15 protein-coding genes, 1 tRNA gene and 1 pseudogene are annotated in these 16,228 nt (G+C 64.3%); 13 read left to right on the top strand and 4 right to left on the bottom strand.

What is annotated here, in order from left to right; translation table 11 throughout:
- The first annotated feature begins 103 nt into the window (after window positions 1-103).
- From GTP69_RS11890 to GTP69_RS11840, 11 genes are all read left to right on the top strand, one after another.
- Window positions 104-541, top strand: coding sequence for a YchJ family protein (locus GTP69_RS11890; protein ID WP_161055109.1), 438 nt, complete (start codon window positions 104-106; stop codon window positions 539-541).
- Window positions 542-559: 18 nt separating this feature from the next.
- Window positions 560-2,167 carry a carboxyl transferase domain-containing protein gene (locus GTP69_RS11885; RefSeq protein ID WP_161055108.1) on the top strand — a complete coding sequence of 536 codons (1,608 nt, stop codon included), beginning with the start codon at window positions 560-562 and terminating at the stop codon, window positions 2,165-2,167.
- Window positions 2,168-2,169: 2 nt separating this feature from the next.
- Window positions 2,170-2,946, top strand: coding sequence for a dienelactone hydrolase family protein (locus GTP69_RS11880; RefSeq protein WP_161055107.1), 777 nt, complete (start codon window positions 2,170-2,172; stop codon window positions 2,944-2,946).
- A 2-nt stretch (window positions 2,947-2,948) separates the two neighbouring features.
- Window positions 2,949-3,737 carry an enoyl-CoA hydratase/isomerase family protein gene (locus tag GTP69_RS11875; RefSeq protein WP_161055106.1) on the top strand — a complete coding sequence of 263 codons (789 nt, stop codon included), beginning with the start codon at window positions 2,949-2,951 and terminating at the stop codon, window positions 3,735-3,737.
- Between the two features lie 97 nt (window positions 3,738-3,834).
- Complete coding sequence (gene bioA / locus GTP69_RS11870) at window positions 3,835-5,163, top strand: adenosylmethionine--8-amino-7-oxononanoate transaminase (protein ID WP_161055105.1); 1,329 nt, start codon at window positions 3,835-3,837, stop codon at window positions 5,161-5,163.
- A 2-nt stretch (window positions 5,164-5,165) separates the two neighbouring features.
- A complete protein-coding gene (gene bioF / locus GTP69_RS11865; protein ID WP_161055104.1) occupies window positions 5,166-6,356 on the top strand; it encodes an 8-amino-7-oxononanoate synthase in 1,191 nt (396 codons plus the stop codon).
- Window position 6,357: 1 nt separating this feature from the next.
- Window positions 6,358-7,134 carry a dethiobiotin synthase gene (bioD, locus tag GTP69_RS11860; RefSeq protein ID WP_161055103.1) on the top strand — a complete coding sequence of 259 codons (777 nt, stop codon included), beginning with the start codon at window positions 6,358-6,360 and terminating at the stop codon, window positions 7,132-7,134.
- A 17-nt stretch (window positions 7,135-7,151) separates the two neighbouring features.
- Window positions 7,152-8,198 (top strand): biotin synthase BioB, encoded by a 1,047-nt coding sequence (gene bioB, locus GTP69_RS11855; RefSeq protein ID WP_161043113.1) that lies wholly within the window; start codon window positions 7,152-7,154, stop codon window positions 8,196-8,198.
- 74 nt (window positions 8,199-8,272) lie between these two features.
- Window positions 8,273-10,210 carry an acetyl/propionyl/methylcrotonyl-CoA carboxylase subunit alpha gene (locus GTP69_RS11850; protein ID WP_161055102.1) on the top strand — a complete coding sequence of 646 codons (1,938 nt, stop codon included), beginning with the start codon at window positions 8,273-8,275 and terminating at the stop codon, window positions 10,208-10,210.
- A 12-nt stretch (window positions 10,211-10,222) separates the two neighbouring features.
- Window positions 10,223-11,155 (top strand): 2-hydroxyacid dehydrogenase, encoded by a 933-nt coding sequence (locus GTP69_RS11845; protein WP_161055101.1) that lies wholly within the window; start codon window positions 10,223-10,225, stop codon window positions 11,153-11,155.
- Window position 11,156: 1 nt separating this feature from the next.
- Window positions 11,157-12,068: a hydroxymethylglutaryl-CoA lyase gene (locus GTP69_RS11840; protein ID WP_161055100.1), complete on the top strand. Its 912-nt coding sequence runs from the start codon at window positions 11,157-11,159 to the stop codon at window positions 12,066-12,068.
- A gap of 66 nt (window positions 12,069-12,134) precedes the next feature.
- Here the strand turns inward: GTP69_RS11840 and GTP69_RS11835 are convergent, their stop codons facing one another.
- The 3 genes from GTP69_RS11835 to GTP69_RS11825 form a co-directional block, all read right to left on the bottom strand.
- Window positions 12,135-12,863, bottom strand: a complete 729-nt coding sequence (locus tag GTP69_RS11835; protein ID WP_161055099.1) for a LytR/AlgR family response regulator transcription factor — start codon at window positions 12,861-12,863, stop codon at window positions 12,135-12,137.
- A gap of 2 nt (window positions 12,864-12,865) precedes the next feature.
- Window positions 12,866-14,149, bottom strand: coding sequence for a sensor histidine kinase (locus GTP69_RS11830; protein ID WP_161055098.1), 1,284 nt, complete (start codon window positions 14,147-14,149; stop codon window positions 12,866-12,868).
- A gap of 119 nt (window positions 14,150-14,268) precedes the next feature.
- Window positions 14,269-14,345 (bottom strand) — tRNA-Pro (locus GTP69_RS11825).
- Between the two features lie 74 nt (window positions 14,346-14,419).
- Here GTP69_RS11825 and GTP69_RS11820 point away from each other — a divergent pair.
- Window positions 14,420-15,061 (top strand): hypothetical protein, encoded by a 642-nt coding sequence (locus GTP69_RS11820; RefSeq protein WP_161055097.1) that lies wholly within the window; start codon window positions 14,420-14,422, stop codon window positions 15,059-15,061.
- On the opposite strand, the gene rsmI is transcribed toward GTP69_RS11820, so the two are convergent.
- Window positions 15,058-15,966: a 16S rRNA (cytidine(1402)-2'-O)-methyltransferase gene (gene rsmI, locus GTP69_RS11815; RefSeq protein WP_161055096.1), complete on the bottom strand. Its 909-nt coding sequence runs from the start codon at window positions 15,964-15,966 to the stop codon at window positions 15,058-15,060. The two genes, GTP69_RS11820 and rsmI, sit on opposite strands and share 4 nt — an antisense overlap.
- Window positions 15,967-15,980: 14 nt before the next feature.
- Here rsmI and GTP69_RS31335 point away from each other — a divergent pair.
- A pseudogene (locus tag GTP69_RS31335) lies at window positions 15,981-16,228 on the top strand (penicillin-binding protein activator); the annotation flags it as partial.

Genomic DNA, 16,228 nt, shown 5'->3' with positions numbered 1-16,228 from the left:
AGCAACAATATTTCTACAAGTAGCGTAACTCCGGACCCGGCGGAATGCGCATATTTGGCGGATAATGCGGGGTTTGCACCACCAGCCGAGACTGTTTCCGACCATGTCCAAGAAGTCCACCGCGCCTGCCAGCTGCCCCTGCGGCGGCCCGTCGCTCGCCACCTGCTGCGGCCCGTACATCGCCGGGACCGCCATCGCGCCCAGCGCCGAGGCCCTGATGCGCTCGCGCTATACCGCCTACGGCCAGCGCAACGAGCCCTACCTGCTGGCCACGTGGCACGCCAGCACCCGTCCAACCGAGCCCATCATGAGCGACGAGGAAAAGGTGCAATGGCTGGGACTTGAGGTAAAATCTGCTTTACGTTTACGTCAACGTAAAGCAAATGAAGCCGACCTCACCCGGGATACGGTGGAATTCGTCGCCCGGTTCAAGATCAATGGCCGGGCCCAGCGCCTGCACGAGATCAGCAACTTTGTACGCGAACCGGCAGAAGGAGGAGACCTGCGCTGGTTTTACGTTGACGGTAGTTTTCCAGAATAGACAGACAAAGGAAAAGCCATGCCGCACATCGAAAGCAAGCTCAACCCTCGTAGCGAGGATTTCAAGGCCAACGCCGCCGCCATGCAGGCCGTCGTCGACGATTTGCGCGACAAGGTCGCCAACATCGCGCTCGGCGGCGGCGAAGCGGCGTCGGCCAAGCATGTGGCGCGAGGCAAACTGCTGCCGCGCGACCGCGTGCAGATGCTGCTCGATCCCGGCACGCCTTTCCTCGAACTGTCGCAGATGGCCGCCTACGCCATGTACGACAACGCCGCGCCATCGGCCGGCATCATCACCGGCATCGGCCGCGTGGCCGGCCAGGAATGCGTGATCGTCTGTAACGACGCCACCGTCAAGGGCGGCACCTATTACCCGATGACGGTCAAGAAGCACCTGCGCGCGCAGGAAATCGCCGACCAGAACAACCTGCCGTGCATCTACCTGGTGGACTCCGGCGGCGCCAACCTGCCGAACCAGGATGACGTCTTCCCTGACCGCGATCACTTCGGCCGCATCTTCTACAACCAGGCCAACCTGTCGGCCAAGGGCATTCCGCAGATCGCGGTGGTGATGGGTTCCTGCACCGCTGGCGGCGCCTACGTGCCGGCGATGAGCGACGAATCGATCATCGTCAAGGAACAGGGCACCATCTTCCTCGGCGGCCCGCCGCTGGTGAAGGCCGCCACCGGCGAAGTAGTGACGGCGGAAGACCTGGGCGGCGGCGATGTGCACACGCGCCTGTCCGGCGTGGCCGACCATCTGGCGCAGAACGATTTGCATGCGCTGTCGCTGGCGCGCACCATTGTCTCGAATCTGAACCGCACCAAGCCGCAGCAGGGCGCGTTACGTGAGGCCGTAGAGCCTTCCTACGCCGCATCGGAGCTGTATGGCGTGATCCCGGTCGACACCCGCAAGCCGTTCGACGTGCGCGAAGTCATCGCCCGCATCGTCGACGGCAGCGAGTTCGATGAATTCAAGGCGCGCTACGGCACCACGCTGGTGTGCGGCTTCGCCCACATCTTCGGCATGAAGGTCGGCATCATCGCCAACAACGGCATCCTGTTCTCCGAATCGGCGCTGAAAGGCGCACACTTCATCGAGCTGTGCGCACAGCGCAAGATCCCGCTGGTGTTCCTGCAAAATATCACCGGCTTCATGGTCGGTCGCAAATACGAAAACGAAGGCATCGCCCGCAACGGCGCCAAGATGGTGACGGCAGTGGCGACAGCGGCGGTACCCAAGTTCACCGTCATCATCGGCGGCAGCTTCGGCGCCGGCAACTACGGCATGTGCGGCCGCGCCTTCTCGCCGCGCTTCATGTGGATGTGGCCTAACGCCCGCATCTCGGTGATGGGCGGCGACCAGGCGGCATCTGTGCTGGCCACCGTGAAGCGCGACGGCATCGAAGGCAAAGGCGGCGCGTGGTCGGCGGAAGAGGAAGCCGCCTTCAAGCAGCCGATCAAGGAACAATACGAGCATCAGGGCCACCCTTACTACGCCACCGCGCGCCTGTGGGACGATGGCGTGATCGATCCCGCCGATACGCGCATGGTGCTGGGCCTCGGCCTGTCCGCCGCGATGAACGCGGAAATTGAAGACACCAAATTCGGTGTCTTCCGGATGTGACCATGATGATATTGCCTGAACAGGTAGTGGCGGTTCCCGCCAACATCGGCGGCGCGCAGATCACGCTGCAAACCACCATCTACAAGCCGCCGGGAGCCGGTCCGTTCCCGGTGCTGTTCATGAATCACGGCAAAGACGGCGGCGACGCGCATTTGCAGAAGCGGGCCACCTTCCCGGTCATCAGCCAGGAATTCGTCAAGCGCGGCTACGCGGTGGTGATCCCGATGCGCATGGGTTTTGCGGGATCGGGCGGCACTTACGTCAACTCGCACTGCGAGGCCAAGGACAACGGCGAGCAGCAAGCCAACTCGCTGTTCTTCGCCATGCAGTATGTGATGAAGCAGCCATGGGCGGATCAGGATCACGTCATCCTCGCCGGCCAGTCGCACGGTGGCCTGACCGCCATCGCCGCCGGCAGCCATGAGATCCACGGCGTGCGCGGCATCATCAACTTTGCCGGTGGCGTCAACAGCCGCTCGCACTGCGACTGGCAAGGCGCACTGGTGGACGCCTTCAAGCAATGGGGTGCGACCACCAAGGTGCCGAGCATCTGGTTCTACGGCGCCAACGACACCCACTTCGGCCCGCAGCTGGCGTCCGAGATGTACCAGGCCTACACCAGCTCCGGCGGCAAGGCGCAGCTGGTGGCGTATGGCCCGTTCAAAAAAGACGCGCATGGCATGAGCGCCAGCCCGGACGGCGTATCGGTCTGGTGGCCGGACACGGAACGCTTCCTGAAATCCGTCGGCATGCCGACCGAAGTTAAAACCAAGGATTGAGCATGGCCTTTGAAACCTTGACCATCACGCGCGAAGACCGCGTCGCCACGGTAACGCTGAACCGGCCGGACGTGCGCAACGCCTTCAACGAAACCACCATCGCCGAAATTAAGCAGGCTTTCAGCGAACTCGGTGAAGATGCCGACCTGCGCGCGATCGTGCTGGCGGCGAACGGTCCGGCCTTCTGCGCCGGCGCGGACCTGAACTGGATGAAAAAAATGGCGGGCTACACGCACGCCGAAAACCACGCCGACGCGCTGCAACTGGCGGAAATGCTGCGCACCATTTACCTGTGTCCGAAACCGGTGGTGGCCAAGGTGCAGGGTGACTGCTACGCCGGCGGCATGGGCCTGGTGGCCGCATGTGACATCATCGTCGCGGTGGAAGAAGCGAATTTCTGCCTGAGCGAAGTGAAACTGGGCCTGATCCCGGCGACGATTTCGCCGTATGTGATCAAGGCCATGGGCGAGAATGCCTCGCGCCGCTACTTCCTGACCGCCGAACGTTTCGGCGCGCAGGAAGCGCTGCGCATCGGCTTCGCCCACGAAGTAGTGAGTACGGAGACGCTCGACGCCAAGGTGACGGAGATCGTCAAGGCGTTGATCAATAACAGCCCGAACGCCGTGCAGCAAGCCAAAGTGCTGGTGCGCGACGTGGCCGGGCAACCCGTCAACGATGCGCTGCTGGCCGATACCGCCGAACGCATCGCGCAAATCCGCGCCTCCGACCAGGGGCGCGAAGGCGTGGCGTCGTTTCTGGAGAAGCGCAAGCCCGCCTGGTTGATTAGTTAACTTCGTCGTCCCCGCGCAGGCGGGGATCCATGCTGAGTGTGAGCGCGTCCTCAGCATGGATTCCCGCCTGCGCGGGAATGACGCGATAGGAGCAGTTTTGGAATTGAATAAACAAAGCGACTGGGTAGCACGCAGCTTGCGCAGCGTATGGCATCCTTGCACCCAGATGCAGCATCACGAAACCATTCCCTTGATCCCGGTCAGCCGCGGCAAGGGCGCGTGGCTGTACGACCATGAAGGCCGCCGCTACCTGGACGCCATCAGCTCCTGGTGGGTGAACCTGTTCGGCCACGCCAACCCGCGCATCAACGCCGCGCTGAAGGACCAGCTGGATACGCTGGAACACGCCATGCTGGCCGGCTTCACGCACGAACCGGTGATCGAGCTGTCGGAAAAACTGTCGGCGCTGACCGGCCATGTGCTGGGCCACAGCTTCTACGCCAGCGACGGCGCTTCCGCAGTTGAAATCGCGCTCAAGATGAGCTTCCACTCGTGGCGCAACAACGGCCACGCGGACAAGCAGGAATTCGTCTGCCTCAAGGGCAGCTACCACGGCGAGACCATCGGCGCACTGGCCGTCACCGACGTTGCGCTGTTCAAGGACGCCTATGGCCCGCTGCTGCGCGCTTCGCAAACCGTGATGTCGCCGGATGCGCGCCAGGCCGCCGACGGCGAGACGGCGCAGGACGTCGCCCGCCGCGCCGCCGCCGATGTCGAACGCCTGTTCACCGAACGCGCCGACAAGATCGCCGCCATCATCATCGAGCCGCTGGTGCAATGCGCCACCGGCATGGCGATGCACGATCCGCTGTATCTCCAACTGGTGCGCGCGCTGTGCGACAAGCACAACGTCCACCTGATCCTCGACGAAATCGCCGTCGGCTGCGGCCGCACCGGCACCTTCTTCGCCTGCGAACAGGCGAATGTGTGGCCGGACTTCCTGTGCCTGTCGAAAGGCATCAGCGGCGGCTACCTGCCGTTGTCGCTGGTGATGACGCGCGATGAAATCTACCAGGCGTTCTACAGCAACGACGTCACGCGCGGTTTCCTGCACTCGCACTCGTACACCGGCAACCCGCTGGCCTGCCGCGCCGCATTGGCGACGCTGCAAATCTTCGAAGAAGACGATGTACTGAACACCAACAAGATCAAGGCCGCACGCCTGACCGCCGCACTGCAACCGCTGGCGCAGCACGAACAGGTACGCAACTTCCGCCAGCGCGGCATGATCTGGGCCTTCGACGCCATCGACGCGCCGAAGGACTTCTCGCGCCGCTTCTTCGCCAGCGCCACCGAACACGAACTGCTGATGCGTCCCATCGGCTCCACCGTCTACATGATGCCGCCGTATATCCTCAGCGACGAGGAAATCGACGGCCTGGCCGCCAACACGCTGGCCGTGTTCAACCAGGTCATGGCGGGCTGACGATGGAACTGCTGAATCAACTCAAGCAGCAGCTGCAAACGCTGGACGACCAGCAGCTGATCCGCAAGCGCCGTACGGTCGACTCGCCATGCGGCCCGCGCGTGCGCGTGGAAGGCCGCGAACTGCTGGCCTTCTGCAGCAACGACTACCTTGGCCTGGCCAACCACCGCAAGATCAAGCTCGCGCTGCAGGAAGGCGCGGCGATCTACGGCGTTGGCAGCGGCGCCTCGCACCTGATCAGCGGCCATATCCGCGCCCACGCCATGCTGGAAGAACGCCTGGTGCAATTCGTCGGCGACCATCTGGAAGCGCCGCGCACCATCAGCTTCTGCACCGGCTACATGGCCAACCTGGCCGTCATCACCGGCCTCACCGCCGGCGACAAGCAAGCCGAGATCTTTTCGGAAGAACTGAATCACGCCTCGCTGATCGACGGCGCCCGGCTGTCCCGCGCCAAAACGCAGGTTTACCCACACGCCGACCTGCCGGCGCTGGAAGCGCTGCTCAAGGCCAGCAAGGCCGCTACCAAGGTCGTAGTGACGGACAGTGTGTTCAGCATGGACGGCAACCTGGCGCCGCTGCCGCAGCTACTGGCCCTGTGCGAACAGCATGACGCCTGGCTGGTGGTGGACGACGCCCACGGCTTCGGCGCGCTCGGCGCGCAAGGCCACGGCGTGCTGGAACACTTCAACCTGCGGTCGCCCAACCTGGTCTACATGGGCACCCTGGGCAAGGCCGCCGGCGTCGGTGGCGCCTTCGTCGCCGCGCATGAAACGGTGATCGAAACGCTGATCCAGAAAGCCCGCCCGTATATCTTCACCACCGCCACGCCGCCGGCGCTGGCGCACGCGCTGCTGACCAGCCTCGATCTGCTGGAAGGCGACGAAGGCATCGCACGGCGCGCCAGCCTGCAGGCATTGGTGGCACAATTGGACGAGGGCCTGCGCCTGGAGCGCTGGCAGCGCCTGCCCTCGAAGACTGCGATCCAGCCTATCCTGATCGGCGATAATGCTGAAACCATGCGCGCCGGCGCGGCCCTGTACGAACAAGGACTGTGGGTGGGCGCGATCCGTCCGCCGACCGTGGCGCCGGGCACCGCGCGCTTGCGCGTCACCCTCTCGGCCGGGCATACCCGCCAGGAAGTGGCAACCTTAATCACCGCGCTTAATGCATTGGCATTGGAAAGGACCTGAGATGAGCTTGGACGATCCCGTGTTGGCAGTCGCTCCTCAAACGCAACCGGCAGCGGCAGCCAGCGGCCTGCCGCCGCGCTTCAACTGCTTCGTCACCGGCACCGATACTGAAATCGGCAAGACGCTGATTTCCTCCGCCATGCTGCACGCGCTGGTGCAAGCCGGCGTGCGCGCCTGCGGCATGAAGCCGGTGGCTGCCGGCACGGAACTCGGTGCGGACGGCAAATGGCATAACGACGATTGCGACCAGTTGGCCGCCGCCGGCAATGTCCATCTGCCGCAGTCGATCACCACGCCCTTCCTGCTGAAGGAACCAGCCGCGCCGCATATCGCCGCCGCGCTGGAAGGCGTGACAATTTCGCCGGTGCCGATCCTGGCGGCCTACGTGGAAATCAACGCCGCCTCGGACGCAGTGGTGGTGGAAGGCGTGGGCGGCTTCATCGTGCCGCTGAACGACGAATTCGACACCGCCGATCTGGCCGAGCAGCTGGAACTGCCGGTGGTGCTGGTGGTGGGCCTGCGCCTCGGCTGCATCAGCCACGCGCTGCTGACGGTGGAAGCCATCCTGTCGCGCGGCCTGAAGCTGGCCGGCTGGGTCGCCAATGAAACCCAGGCCGACATGGCCTTCGCCGACGAAAACGTGACCGCACTGGCGCAGCGCATTCCTGCGCCGCTGCTGGGCCGCGTGCCGCGCCTGGACCAGCCGACCGCCGAAGCGGCCGCCGGTCATATCGATTTTACGCAGCTGCCGCACTGGCCGCTGCAAACCGCAATTTGAACGAAGAAGGAAAACCGATGTCTGAAACTACCCTCCAGGAACCGAAAGTCGTTTCCCTGCACCGCCCGACGGCGCCGATCGTGCCTGCTGCCACCACCTGGCCGCGCGAAGAAGTACTGGCGCTGTACGAACTGCCGTTCAATGAACTGATGTTCCGCGCGCAGCAAACGCAGCGCGCCAACTTCCCGGACGGCGACGTCGAACTGGCCACGCTGCTGTCGATCAAAACCGGCGGCTGCGAAGAAGACTGCGGCTACTGCCCGCAGGCGGCGCGCTACGACACCGGCGTCGAAGCCAAGAAGATCCTCGACATCGACACCGTGCTGGATGCGGCCCAACAGGCCAAGGACAACGGCGCCACCCGCTTCTGCATGGGCGCCGCCTGGCGCAGCCCGAAAGACCGCGACATGGACAAGGTCGAAGAGATGGTGCGCTCGGTGAAAGCCCTGGGCCTGGAAACCTGCGCCACGCTGGGCATGCTGGAAGAACACCAGGCGCAGCGCCTGAAAGACGCCGGCCTCGATTACTACAACCACAATCTGGACACCGCGCCTGAGTTCTACGACAACGTGATCTCCACCCGCGAATACCAGGACCGCCTGGATACGCTGGGCCACGTGCGCGAAGCGGGCCTGAAGGTCTGCTGCGGCGGCATCGTCGGCATGGGCGAATCGCGCGACCAGCGCGCTGGCCTGATCGCCCAACTGGCGAATCTGAATCCGTATCCGGAATCGGTGCCGATCAACCACCTGGTGCAGGTGGAAGGCACGCCGCTGTTCGGCCAGGACAAGCTGGACCCGCTGGAATTCGTCCGCACCATCGCCGTGGCGCGCATCACCATGCCGAAAGCGCGCGTGCGCCTGTCGGCCGGCCGCCGCGAACTGGGCGAAGCCGTGCAAGCCATGTGCTTCATGGCCGGCGCCAATTCGATCTTCTACGGCGACAAGCTGCTGACCACCGATAACCCGGAAGCCAACGATGACCGCGCGCTGCTGGAAAAACTGGGCCTGAAAACCCGTGGCGCCGTACTGGATTCGGTACAAAAAGAGAGCTGCGGCTGCTAAAAGCAAGCTTCACTCAGCATCACCATAAAAAAACTTCCAGCGAATTTACAAAATAAGCTGCAAAGAGAGAGACGATGTTTACAAAAATTCTGATCGCCAATCGTGGTGAAATTGCCTGCCGTGTGGCCGCTACCGCGCGCCGCATGGGCATCCAGACCGTGGCCGTGTATTCGGAAGCGGACGCCAACGCCAAGCACGTCGCCGTGTGCGACGAAGCAGTGCTGATCGGCCCTGCCGCCGCCAAGGAAAGCTATCTGCGCGGCGACAAGATCATCGCCGCCGCCAAGGCCACCGGCGCGCAAGCCATCCACCCTGGCTACGGCTTCCTGTCCGAGAACGCCGAGTTTGCGGACGCCTGCGCCGAAGCGGGCCTGGTGTTCATTGGCCCGCCGGCATCGGCCATGCGCGCGATGGGCTCCAAGTCCGCCGCCAAGCAGCTGATGGAAAAAGCCAAGGTGCCACTGGTGCCCGGCTATCACGGCGAGCAGCAGGACGCCGACTTCCTGCACACGCAGGCCGACAGCATCGGCTACCCGGTGCTGTTGAAGGCGTCGGCCGGCGGCGGCGGCAAGGGCATGCGCGTGGTAGAGAACTCCACGCAGTTCAAGGATGCACTGGCATCCTGCAAGCGCGAGGCGATCAGTTCTTTTGGTGACGACAAGGTACTGGCGGAGAAATACCTCCAGCGCCCGCGTCACATTGAAATCCAGGTGTTTGCCGATACGCTCGGCAATTGCATCTATTTGTTCGAGCGCGATTGCTCGGTGCAGCGCCGTCACCAGAAAGTGCTGGAAGAAGCGCCGGCGCCCGGCATGCCGGCCGAACGCCGCGCAGCGATGGGCGAAGCGGCGGTAGCTGCGGCACGCGCCGTGGGCTACGTCGGCGCCGGAACGGTGGAGTTCATCGCCAACCAGGACGGCACCTTCTACTTCATGGAGATGAACACCCGCCTGCAAGTCGAACATCCGGTGACCGAGATGATTACCGGGACCGATCTGGTGGAATGGCAGCTGCGCGTCGCCGCCGGCGAGCCGCTGCCGAAGCAGCAGCATGAACTGGTCATCAACGGCCACGCCATCGAAGCGCGCATCTACGCCGAAAATCCGGAGAAGGGCTTCCTGCCGTCGATCGGCACGCTGCGCCATCTGGGCACGCCGGAATCGGTCTCGTTCGAGCTTGGCGGCGTGACAGCAGCACCCGCCGCAGTGCGCATCGACTCCGGCGTGCGCGAGGGCGACGCCATCTCGCCGTTCTACGACCCGATGATCGCAAAGCTGATCGTCTGGGGCGCGGACCGCAAGCAGGCGCTGGCCCGCATGGCGCAAGCGCTGGCGCAGTACCAGATCGTCGGCCTGGCCAGCAATATCGCCTTCCTCAAGCGGCTGGTGGAAGGGCAAGCCTTCTCCAGCGCCGATCTGGATACCGGCCTGATTGAACGCAATCACGACACGCTGTTCCCGGCCGCGCAACCGGCGCCGGACAGCGCCCTCACGCTGGCGGCGGAAGCGCTGCTCGACGCCGAACAGGCGCACAGCACCGAGCCATGGGCCCAGGCCAATGGCTGGCGCATGAACCAGACCTACACCCGCAAGCTGTCCTTCGCCGACGAGCATGCGAGCTACGACATCAGCGTCACCTACGGACCTGACGGCCGTCAGTTCAGCACCGGCGATCAAGCCGCGCGTGGCGCCGTTCTGCGAGAGGGCGACACCTTCCACGTCTTCAGCAACGGTGCTCACTACCAGCTGACCTGGAACGACCCGATGGCCCACGCCGGCGAGACCGAAGCCGAAGGCGGCCGCCTGACCGCGCCGATGCCCGGCAAAGTCGTCGCCGTCCTCGCCGCCAAGGGACAGGAAGTGAAAAAAGGCACGGCCCTGGTCATCATGGAAGCCATGAAAATGGAACACACCATCGCCGCACCGCACGATGGCGTGATTGACGACATCCTCTACAACGTCGGCGACCAGGTCGCAGACGGCGCACCGCTGCTGGCCTTCAAGGCGGCATAAAGGAGAACCACCATGCGCATCCTGCTACACCGTGCCGACGGCAAGACCGAACCGTGGATCAAGGACTTCGCCAAATACCTGCCGGATGCAGAAATCGAAATCTGGCACGCCGGCGAAAAATGCCAGGCCTGCGACTACGCCGTGGTGTGGTCGCCGCCGGAAGCGATGCTGGCCGAACTGGCCACCGTCAAAGCCATCTTTGTCACCGGCGCCGGCGTCGACGCGCTGCTGAAGTTTGGCGACGCGCTGCCGCAGCACATTCCCATCATCCGCCTGGAAGATGCCGGCATGGCGATCCAGATGGCCGAATACGTCACGCACGCCGCGCTGCGCTACTTCCGCCGCTTCGACGAATACGAAACGCAGGCGCGCGCCGGCCAGTGGGCGCCGCTGCCGCAGCATCGCAAGGAAGACTTCTCCATCGGCGTATTGGGCATGGGCGTGCTGGGTGCGCGCGTGCTGGAGGCGCTGGCGCCGTTCGGCTTCCCGCTGCGCGGCTGGAGCCGCACTGAAAAGAGTGTGCCCGGCGTGCAGACCTTCCACGGCGCCGATGGGCTGGACACCTTCCTGCGCGGCACCCGCGTGCTGGTCTGCATGCTGCCGTTGACGCCGGAGACCAGCAACATCATGGACCGCACCAATATGGGCAAGCTGCCGCAAGGCGCGTACATCATCAACGTCGCGCGCGGCGCGCATATTGCGGAACCGGACCTGATCACGCTGATCAAGTCCGGCCACATCGCCGCCGCCACGCTCGACGTGTTCCGCAACGAGCCCTTGCCGGCGCAGCATCCGTTCTGGCAGGAGCCGCGCATCACCATCACGCCGCACATCTCCGCGCTGACCTTGCGCCGCGAGAGCGTGCAGCAGATCGCCGACAACATCCGCAAGACCGAAGCCGGCCAGCCAGTCGCCGGCGTGGTTGACCGCACACTGGGGTATTGAAATGAGCAGCTTACCGAAGCAAGTCAAAATCGTTGAAGTCGGCCCGCGTGACGGCCTGCAAAATGAAAAGGAAAACGTCCCGGCCGAGATCAAGATCGAGCTGGTGAACCGTCTCACCAGCGCCGGGTTCCAGAACATCGAAGCGGCGGCCTTCGTATCGCCGAAATGGGTGCCGCAGATGGCCACCAGCGCCGACGTGATGGCCGCCATCACGCGCAAGCCGGGCGTGATCTACTCCGCGCTGACGCCCAACATGGTGGGCTTTGAGGCGGCGCTGGCCGCGCGCGCGGACGAAGTGGTGATCTTCGGTTCGGCGTCGGAAGCCTTCTCGCAAAAGAACATCAACTGCTCGATCGCCGAATCGATTGCGCGCTTTGAAGGTGTGGCCAAGGCGGCGAAAGAGCAGGGCATCCGCCTGCGCGGCAGCATCAGCTGCGCCTTCGGCTGTCCATACCAGGGCGATGTGCCGCTGGATGCGGTGGCCGACGTGGTGGGCCGCATGCGCGATCTGGGCTGCGATGAAATCGACATCGCCGACACCATCGGCGTGGCCACGCCGCGCAAGACGCAGGCGGTGATGGAACGCGCCATCGGCGAATTCCGCGTGGACGGCTTGTCGGGCCACTTCCACGATACCTATGGACAGGCACTGGCCAACATCTACGCCAGCCTGGAACTGGGCATCGCCATCTACCACTCGTCGGTCTCGGGCCTGGGCGGTTGCCCGTATGCCAAAGGCGCGACCGGCAACGTCGCCACCGAAGACGTGCTGTACATGATGCAGGGGCTGGGCATCGACACCGGCATCGACCTCGATATCGTGGTGGATGCCGGCCAGTTCATCTCGCAATTCCTCAACCGCAAAGGCGCCAGCCGCGCCGGCAACGCCATCGCCGCCAAGCGCGCAAGCTAAACTCCGGGGTCAGGTCCGGCACTTGGACATGAGCTCGTGTCCAAGTGCCGGACCTGACCCCGGAGTTTACATCTGCCGGAACTGGCGCGTGTAGGCGTCGCTGACGGCCAGCTTGTCGGTGCGGCCTTTGAGGCGGATTTCCATTGAGGTGCCATCGCGCTCGATGCGGTCGATCGCTTCCAGGTTGACGATGGCGCCACGATGAATTTGTGTGAACTGCGCCGGGTCCAGCTGTTCGATCAGGCTTTTCAGCGGCAGGCGTATCAGCGCTTCGCCCTCTGATGTCACCACGCGCGTGTATTTGCCGTCCGACTGGAAGAACTGCACGTCGCGCACCATCACCAGCCGCACCGTGTTGCCGGCCGACGCTTTGATCCACTTGAGATGCTGCACCGGCGCCGGCGCCAGCTGCTGCCACACGCCCGCCGGCACCGGCGCCGTGCTGCGCGTCTTCAAGCGTTTCACTGTTTGCAGCAGCCGCGCCGCCATCACCGGTTTGACGATGTAGTCGACCGCGCCGGCTTCAAACGCCTGCACCGCATGTTCGGCATAGGCGGTGACGAAGACGATCTGCGCATGCTCGCCCACATGCCGCGCCACTTCAATGCCGGTCAGGCCGGGGATCTGGATATCCAGGAAGACTACGTCCGGCTTCAGCGCTTCCAGCATCGATACCGCTTCGACGCCATTTTCCGCGTGGCCGACGACGGTCAGCTCCGGCCATAGCGCCGCCAGCTGGTCGCGCAGTTCGGCCATCAGCAACGGTTCGTCTTCCACTATCAGTGCTACCGGCATGCTTACTCCTTGATGATCAGCGTGGCCCGCACGCCGCCTTGTTCCGACGCCGCCACCGACAGCGACGCGCGCTCGCCATACAGCAGCTGCAAACGTTCGTGGATGTTGGCCAGTCCAAATCCCTGGCCCATCTGCTCGGTGAGGCCGACGCCATCATCGCATACCTGCACCCGCAGTTCGCTGCCGCGCAGCGTGGCGCTGATGATGATTTCGCCCGGCCGGCTGGCGCGTTCCAGTCCGTGCTTGACGGCGTTTTCCACCAGCGAGATCAGCATCGCCGGCGGCAGGGCGCGGGACAGTGCGGCCTCCTCGGCGTCGATGCGGAAGCGCAGCCGCTGGCCCATGCGGATCTGCATGATGGACAGGTAGTTGCGCGCCAGCGCCAGTTCGCGCTCCAGCGTCGACGACGCCGAACGCATGTCGGGCAGCGCGTTTTGCAGGTAGCCGACCAGGTGGTCCAGCATCTGCTGCGCGGTATCGGCATCGGTGCGGATCAGGTATTTGAGGTTGGCCAGGGTGTTGAACAGGAAGTGCGGTTCGACCTGCGCCTGCAATGCCGTCAGCCGCGCTTGCAGCGCTGCGCGCTCCAGTTCCTGCTCGCGCTTGACGGCGCGCAGCGCGCGGTCGCGTTGAGCCAGCTGATCCTGCAAGTGGGTGGCGATGGTTTGCACGGCGTGCAGTGCCTCGCCACGCTGCACGCAGAAGAAGTTGATGCCGAAACGGCGGCGGATGCGCACCTCGACCGGCTGGCCCGGATCGCCGGCCACCACCACCTCGGTGCTGCGGCCCAGCCACAGCGGCCGCCACGGCCCCAGCACGATCTTGCCGGCGAACGGCGAATGGCGGAACACCGCCGGCCCGTGATAACCCAGTGCCATCCCCAGCGCCAGGCCGGACGCGGTCTCGGCGCACAGGTCGTAGGTGCTGAGCGGATCGAGCGGCGATTGCAGCACGCGCCGAGGACGCGAACTGAACATCTCGGCGGTCAGCGGTGTGCCGGCTTCGGCCAGCTCCTTCAGGCGTCGGCCGACACTGCTGGCCACGCCGGCCGACGGAATCAGCGACGGGATCAGCAAGGGCGCCAGAACGCGCCAGTTCCAGCCGAAGTGCATGCCGGCATGGACGGCTGCCGGGAACACCCACAGCATCAGCAGCCCGTAGAAGCAGGCAATCAGGATCGCCATGCCGCTCCACAAGCGCAGCAGCGATTGCCAGTAGTAGCGGCGCACCAGTGTGGGATCGTGCTCGATGGCGGCCGGTTTGAGGTAGAAAGGTGTCGTATTCATAAGGCCCATTCTACCGGCGGCGCGGCGCCGCAACGGCGCATGCGACGAAGGGGCCAAAATCGGGAGCGAATAGGAAAAAACCCTGTCTGACGTTACCGTCAAACAGGGTTTTTAGATTTTGGTCGGAGTACAAGGATTCGAACCTTGGACCCCCTGGTCCCAAACCAGGTGCGCTACCGGGCTGCGCTACACTCCGAAGAAGCAAGATAATACAGCCTGGCAGGAAGGTCGTCAAGTGCCTACTAAATTTGATGCTATGATCGAAAAATCATGCGTGCCACTTTTTCATTCGATCAGCCCAGCTTGCGCCGCCGTCCCGGCCTGGTGGCCGGCATTGCCGTGTCGCTGGCGCTGCATTTGGTGCTGCTGTTCGGCTATCGTGTATCCCATCCGCCGGCGCGCGAACAGCCGGAGCGGACCATGACGGTATGGCTGCAACCGCTCAAGCCGCCGCAGATGGTCGCCAGGATCGAACCGCCACCGCCGCCGCAACCAAAGCGCAACAAGCCGGATGTGGCCAAGGCCGCGCCGCGCGTTCGCCATGCGCCGACGCCAACGCAGACAACCGCTGAGCCGCAGCCCGCCGTGGCCGCACAGACGCCGCCGGCCGAGTCGCAAGCCATCACGCTGCCACCCGCGCCCGATCCGCTGCATCCTGAGCAGCAGCCAAAACAGTTTGATATGAACGCGGCGCTGAAAACCGCCCGCAAAGTGGCCAACGAAAAAGATCCGGCCCGCGCCGGCTTACCGGTGGCGCAGTTGGATGACCATCCGCTGTATCCGGAAAACCATGAGACCCAGCTGCAAAAAGGCGTGGCCAGCGCCAAGAAGGGCGATTGCCTGCAAAAAGGCGCCGGCCTCGGCCTGCTGGCCCCGCTGGTGTGGGCCTTCGACAAGAAGTGCAAATTCTAGTCGTCGTTCTTTAATTGCAGAGCGCGGTCGTACAAGGCATTTTTCTTGCGGCCGGTAATTTGCGCAGCCAGCCCAGCTGCTTGTTTGACAGGCAGTTCCGCCAGCAGGATTTGCAGGATGCGGTCGGCATCGGCGTCGTTTTCATCATCCGCCGGCGGCGCGCCTTCCAGCAGCACCACGAATTCGCCCTTTTCCCGATGGCCATCGGCCTTGATCCATGCTTCCGCCTCGGACAGCGGGCAGCGGTGGATTTCTTCAAACATCTTGGTCAGCTCGCGCGCGAACACCACTTGCCGGGTCGGCTCGAACACCGAGGCCAGCGCGCTGGCGCAGTCCAGGATGCGGTGCGGCGCCTCATAAAACACCATGGTCGCCGTTACCGCCCGCAGCGTGCCGAGGAAATTTTCGCGCTGCTTGGCCTTGGCCGGCAGAAAACCGACAAAGTAAAACTGGTCATTCACCAGCCCGCTGGCCGACAACGCCGTCACCGCCGCCGACGCCCCCGGCAGCGGCAGCACGCGCAAGCCCGCCGCCCGCACCGCATCGACGATGCGCGCACCCGGATCGGACACGGCCGGCGTACCGGCATCCGACACCAGCGCGATGCGCTCGCCGGCCTGCAAACGGGCGATCAGCACCTCGGCTGCCTCGCGCTCGTTGTGCTGATGCGCGGCAATCAACGGCTTGTGCAGGCCGAAGCGGCCCATCAGCTGGGCGGTGTTGCGCGTGTCCTCGCATGCCACAGCATTGACCAGGCTCAAAACGTGCAGCGCGCGCAGGCTAATATCCGTCACATTGCCTATGGGGGTCGCCACAACGTACAAGGTTGCGCTAGGATAGGTCTGGTGCGCCATTTCGCCCATGACGGGCAGGTTGGCGATGGAACTGGATACGAGGTCGCTCATTGGGGGTAGGTAGGATGAATAGTGTGAGGTTGACGCTGCTGTGCATGGCGGCCGCAGTGCTGAGTGCGTGCAGCACGCCGTTTTGCGACGCGCCGGGTGGATTGTGCGCGCCCCAGCCCGCAAAAACAAGCCCGCCGCCGCCAGTGGTGGTGAAGCCGGCGCCGCTGCCCAAGCCGCCGCCGGAGCCGACCCCGCCGCCGGCCGAGGTGTTTGCCATCAGCCTGCCGGGTGCGACCGCCTCGGCAGACGAGGACCGCAGCCA

Source organism: Duganella levis, assembly GCF_009857605.1.
GTDB lineage: Bacteria > Pseudomonadota > Gammaproteobacteria > Burkholderiales > Burkholderiaceae_D > Rugamonas > Rugamonas levis.
Note: the sequence above shows the minus strand (reverse complement) of the source record. Positions and strands in the feature narration are given on the sequence as shown.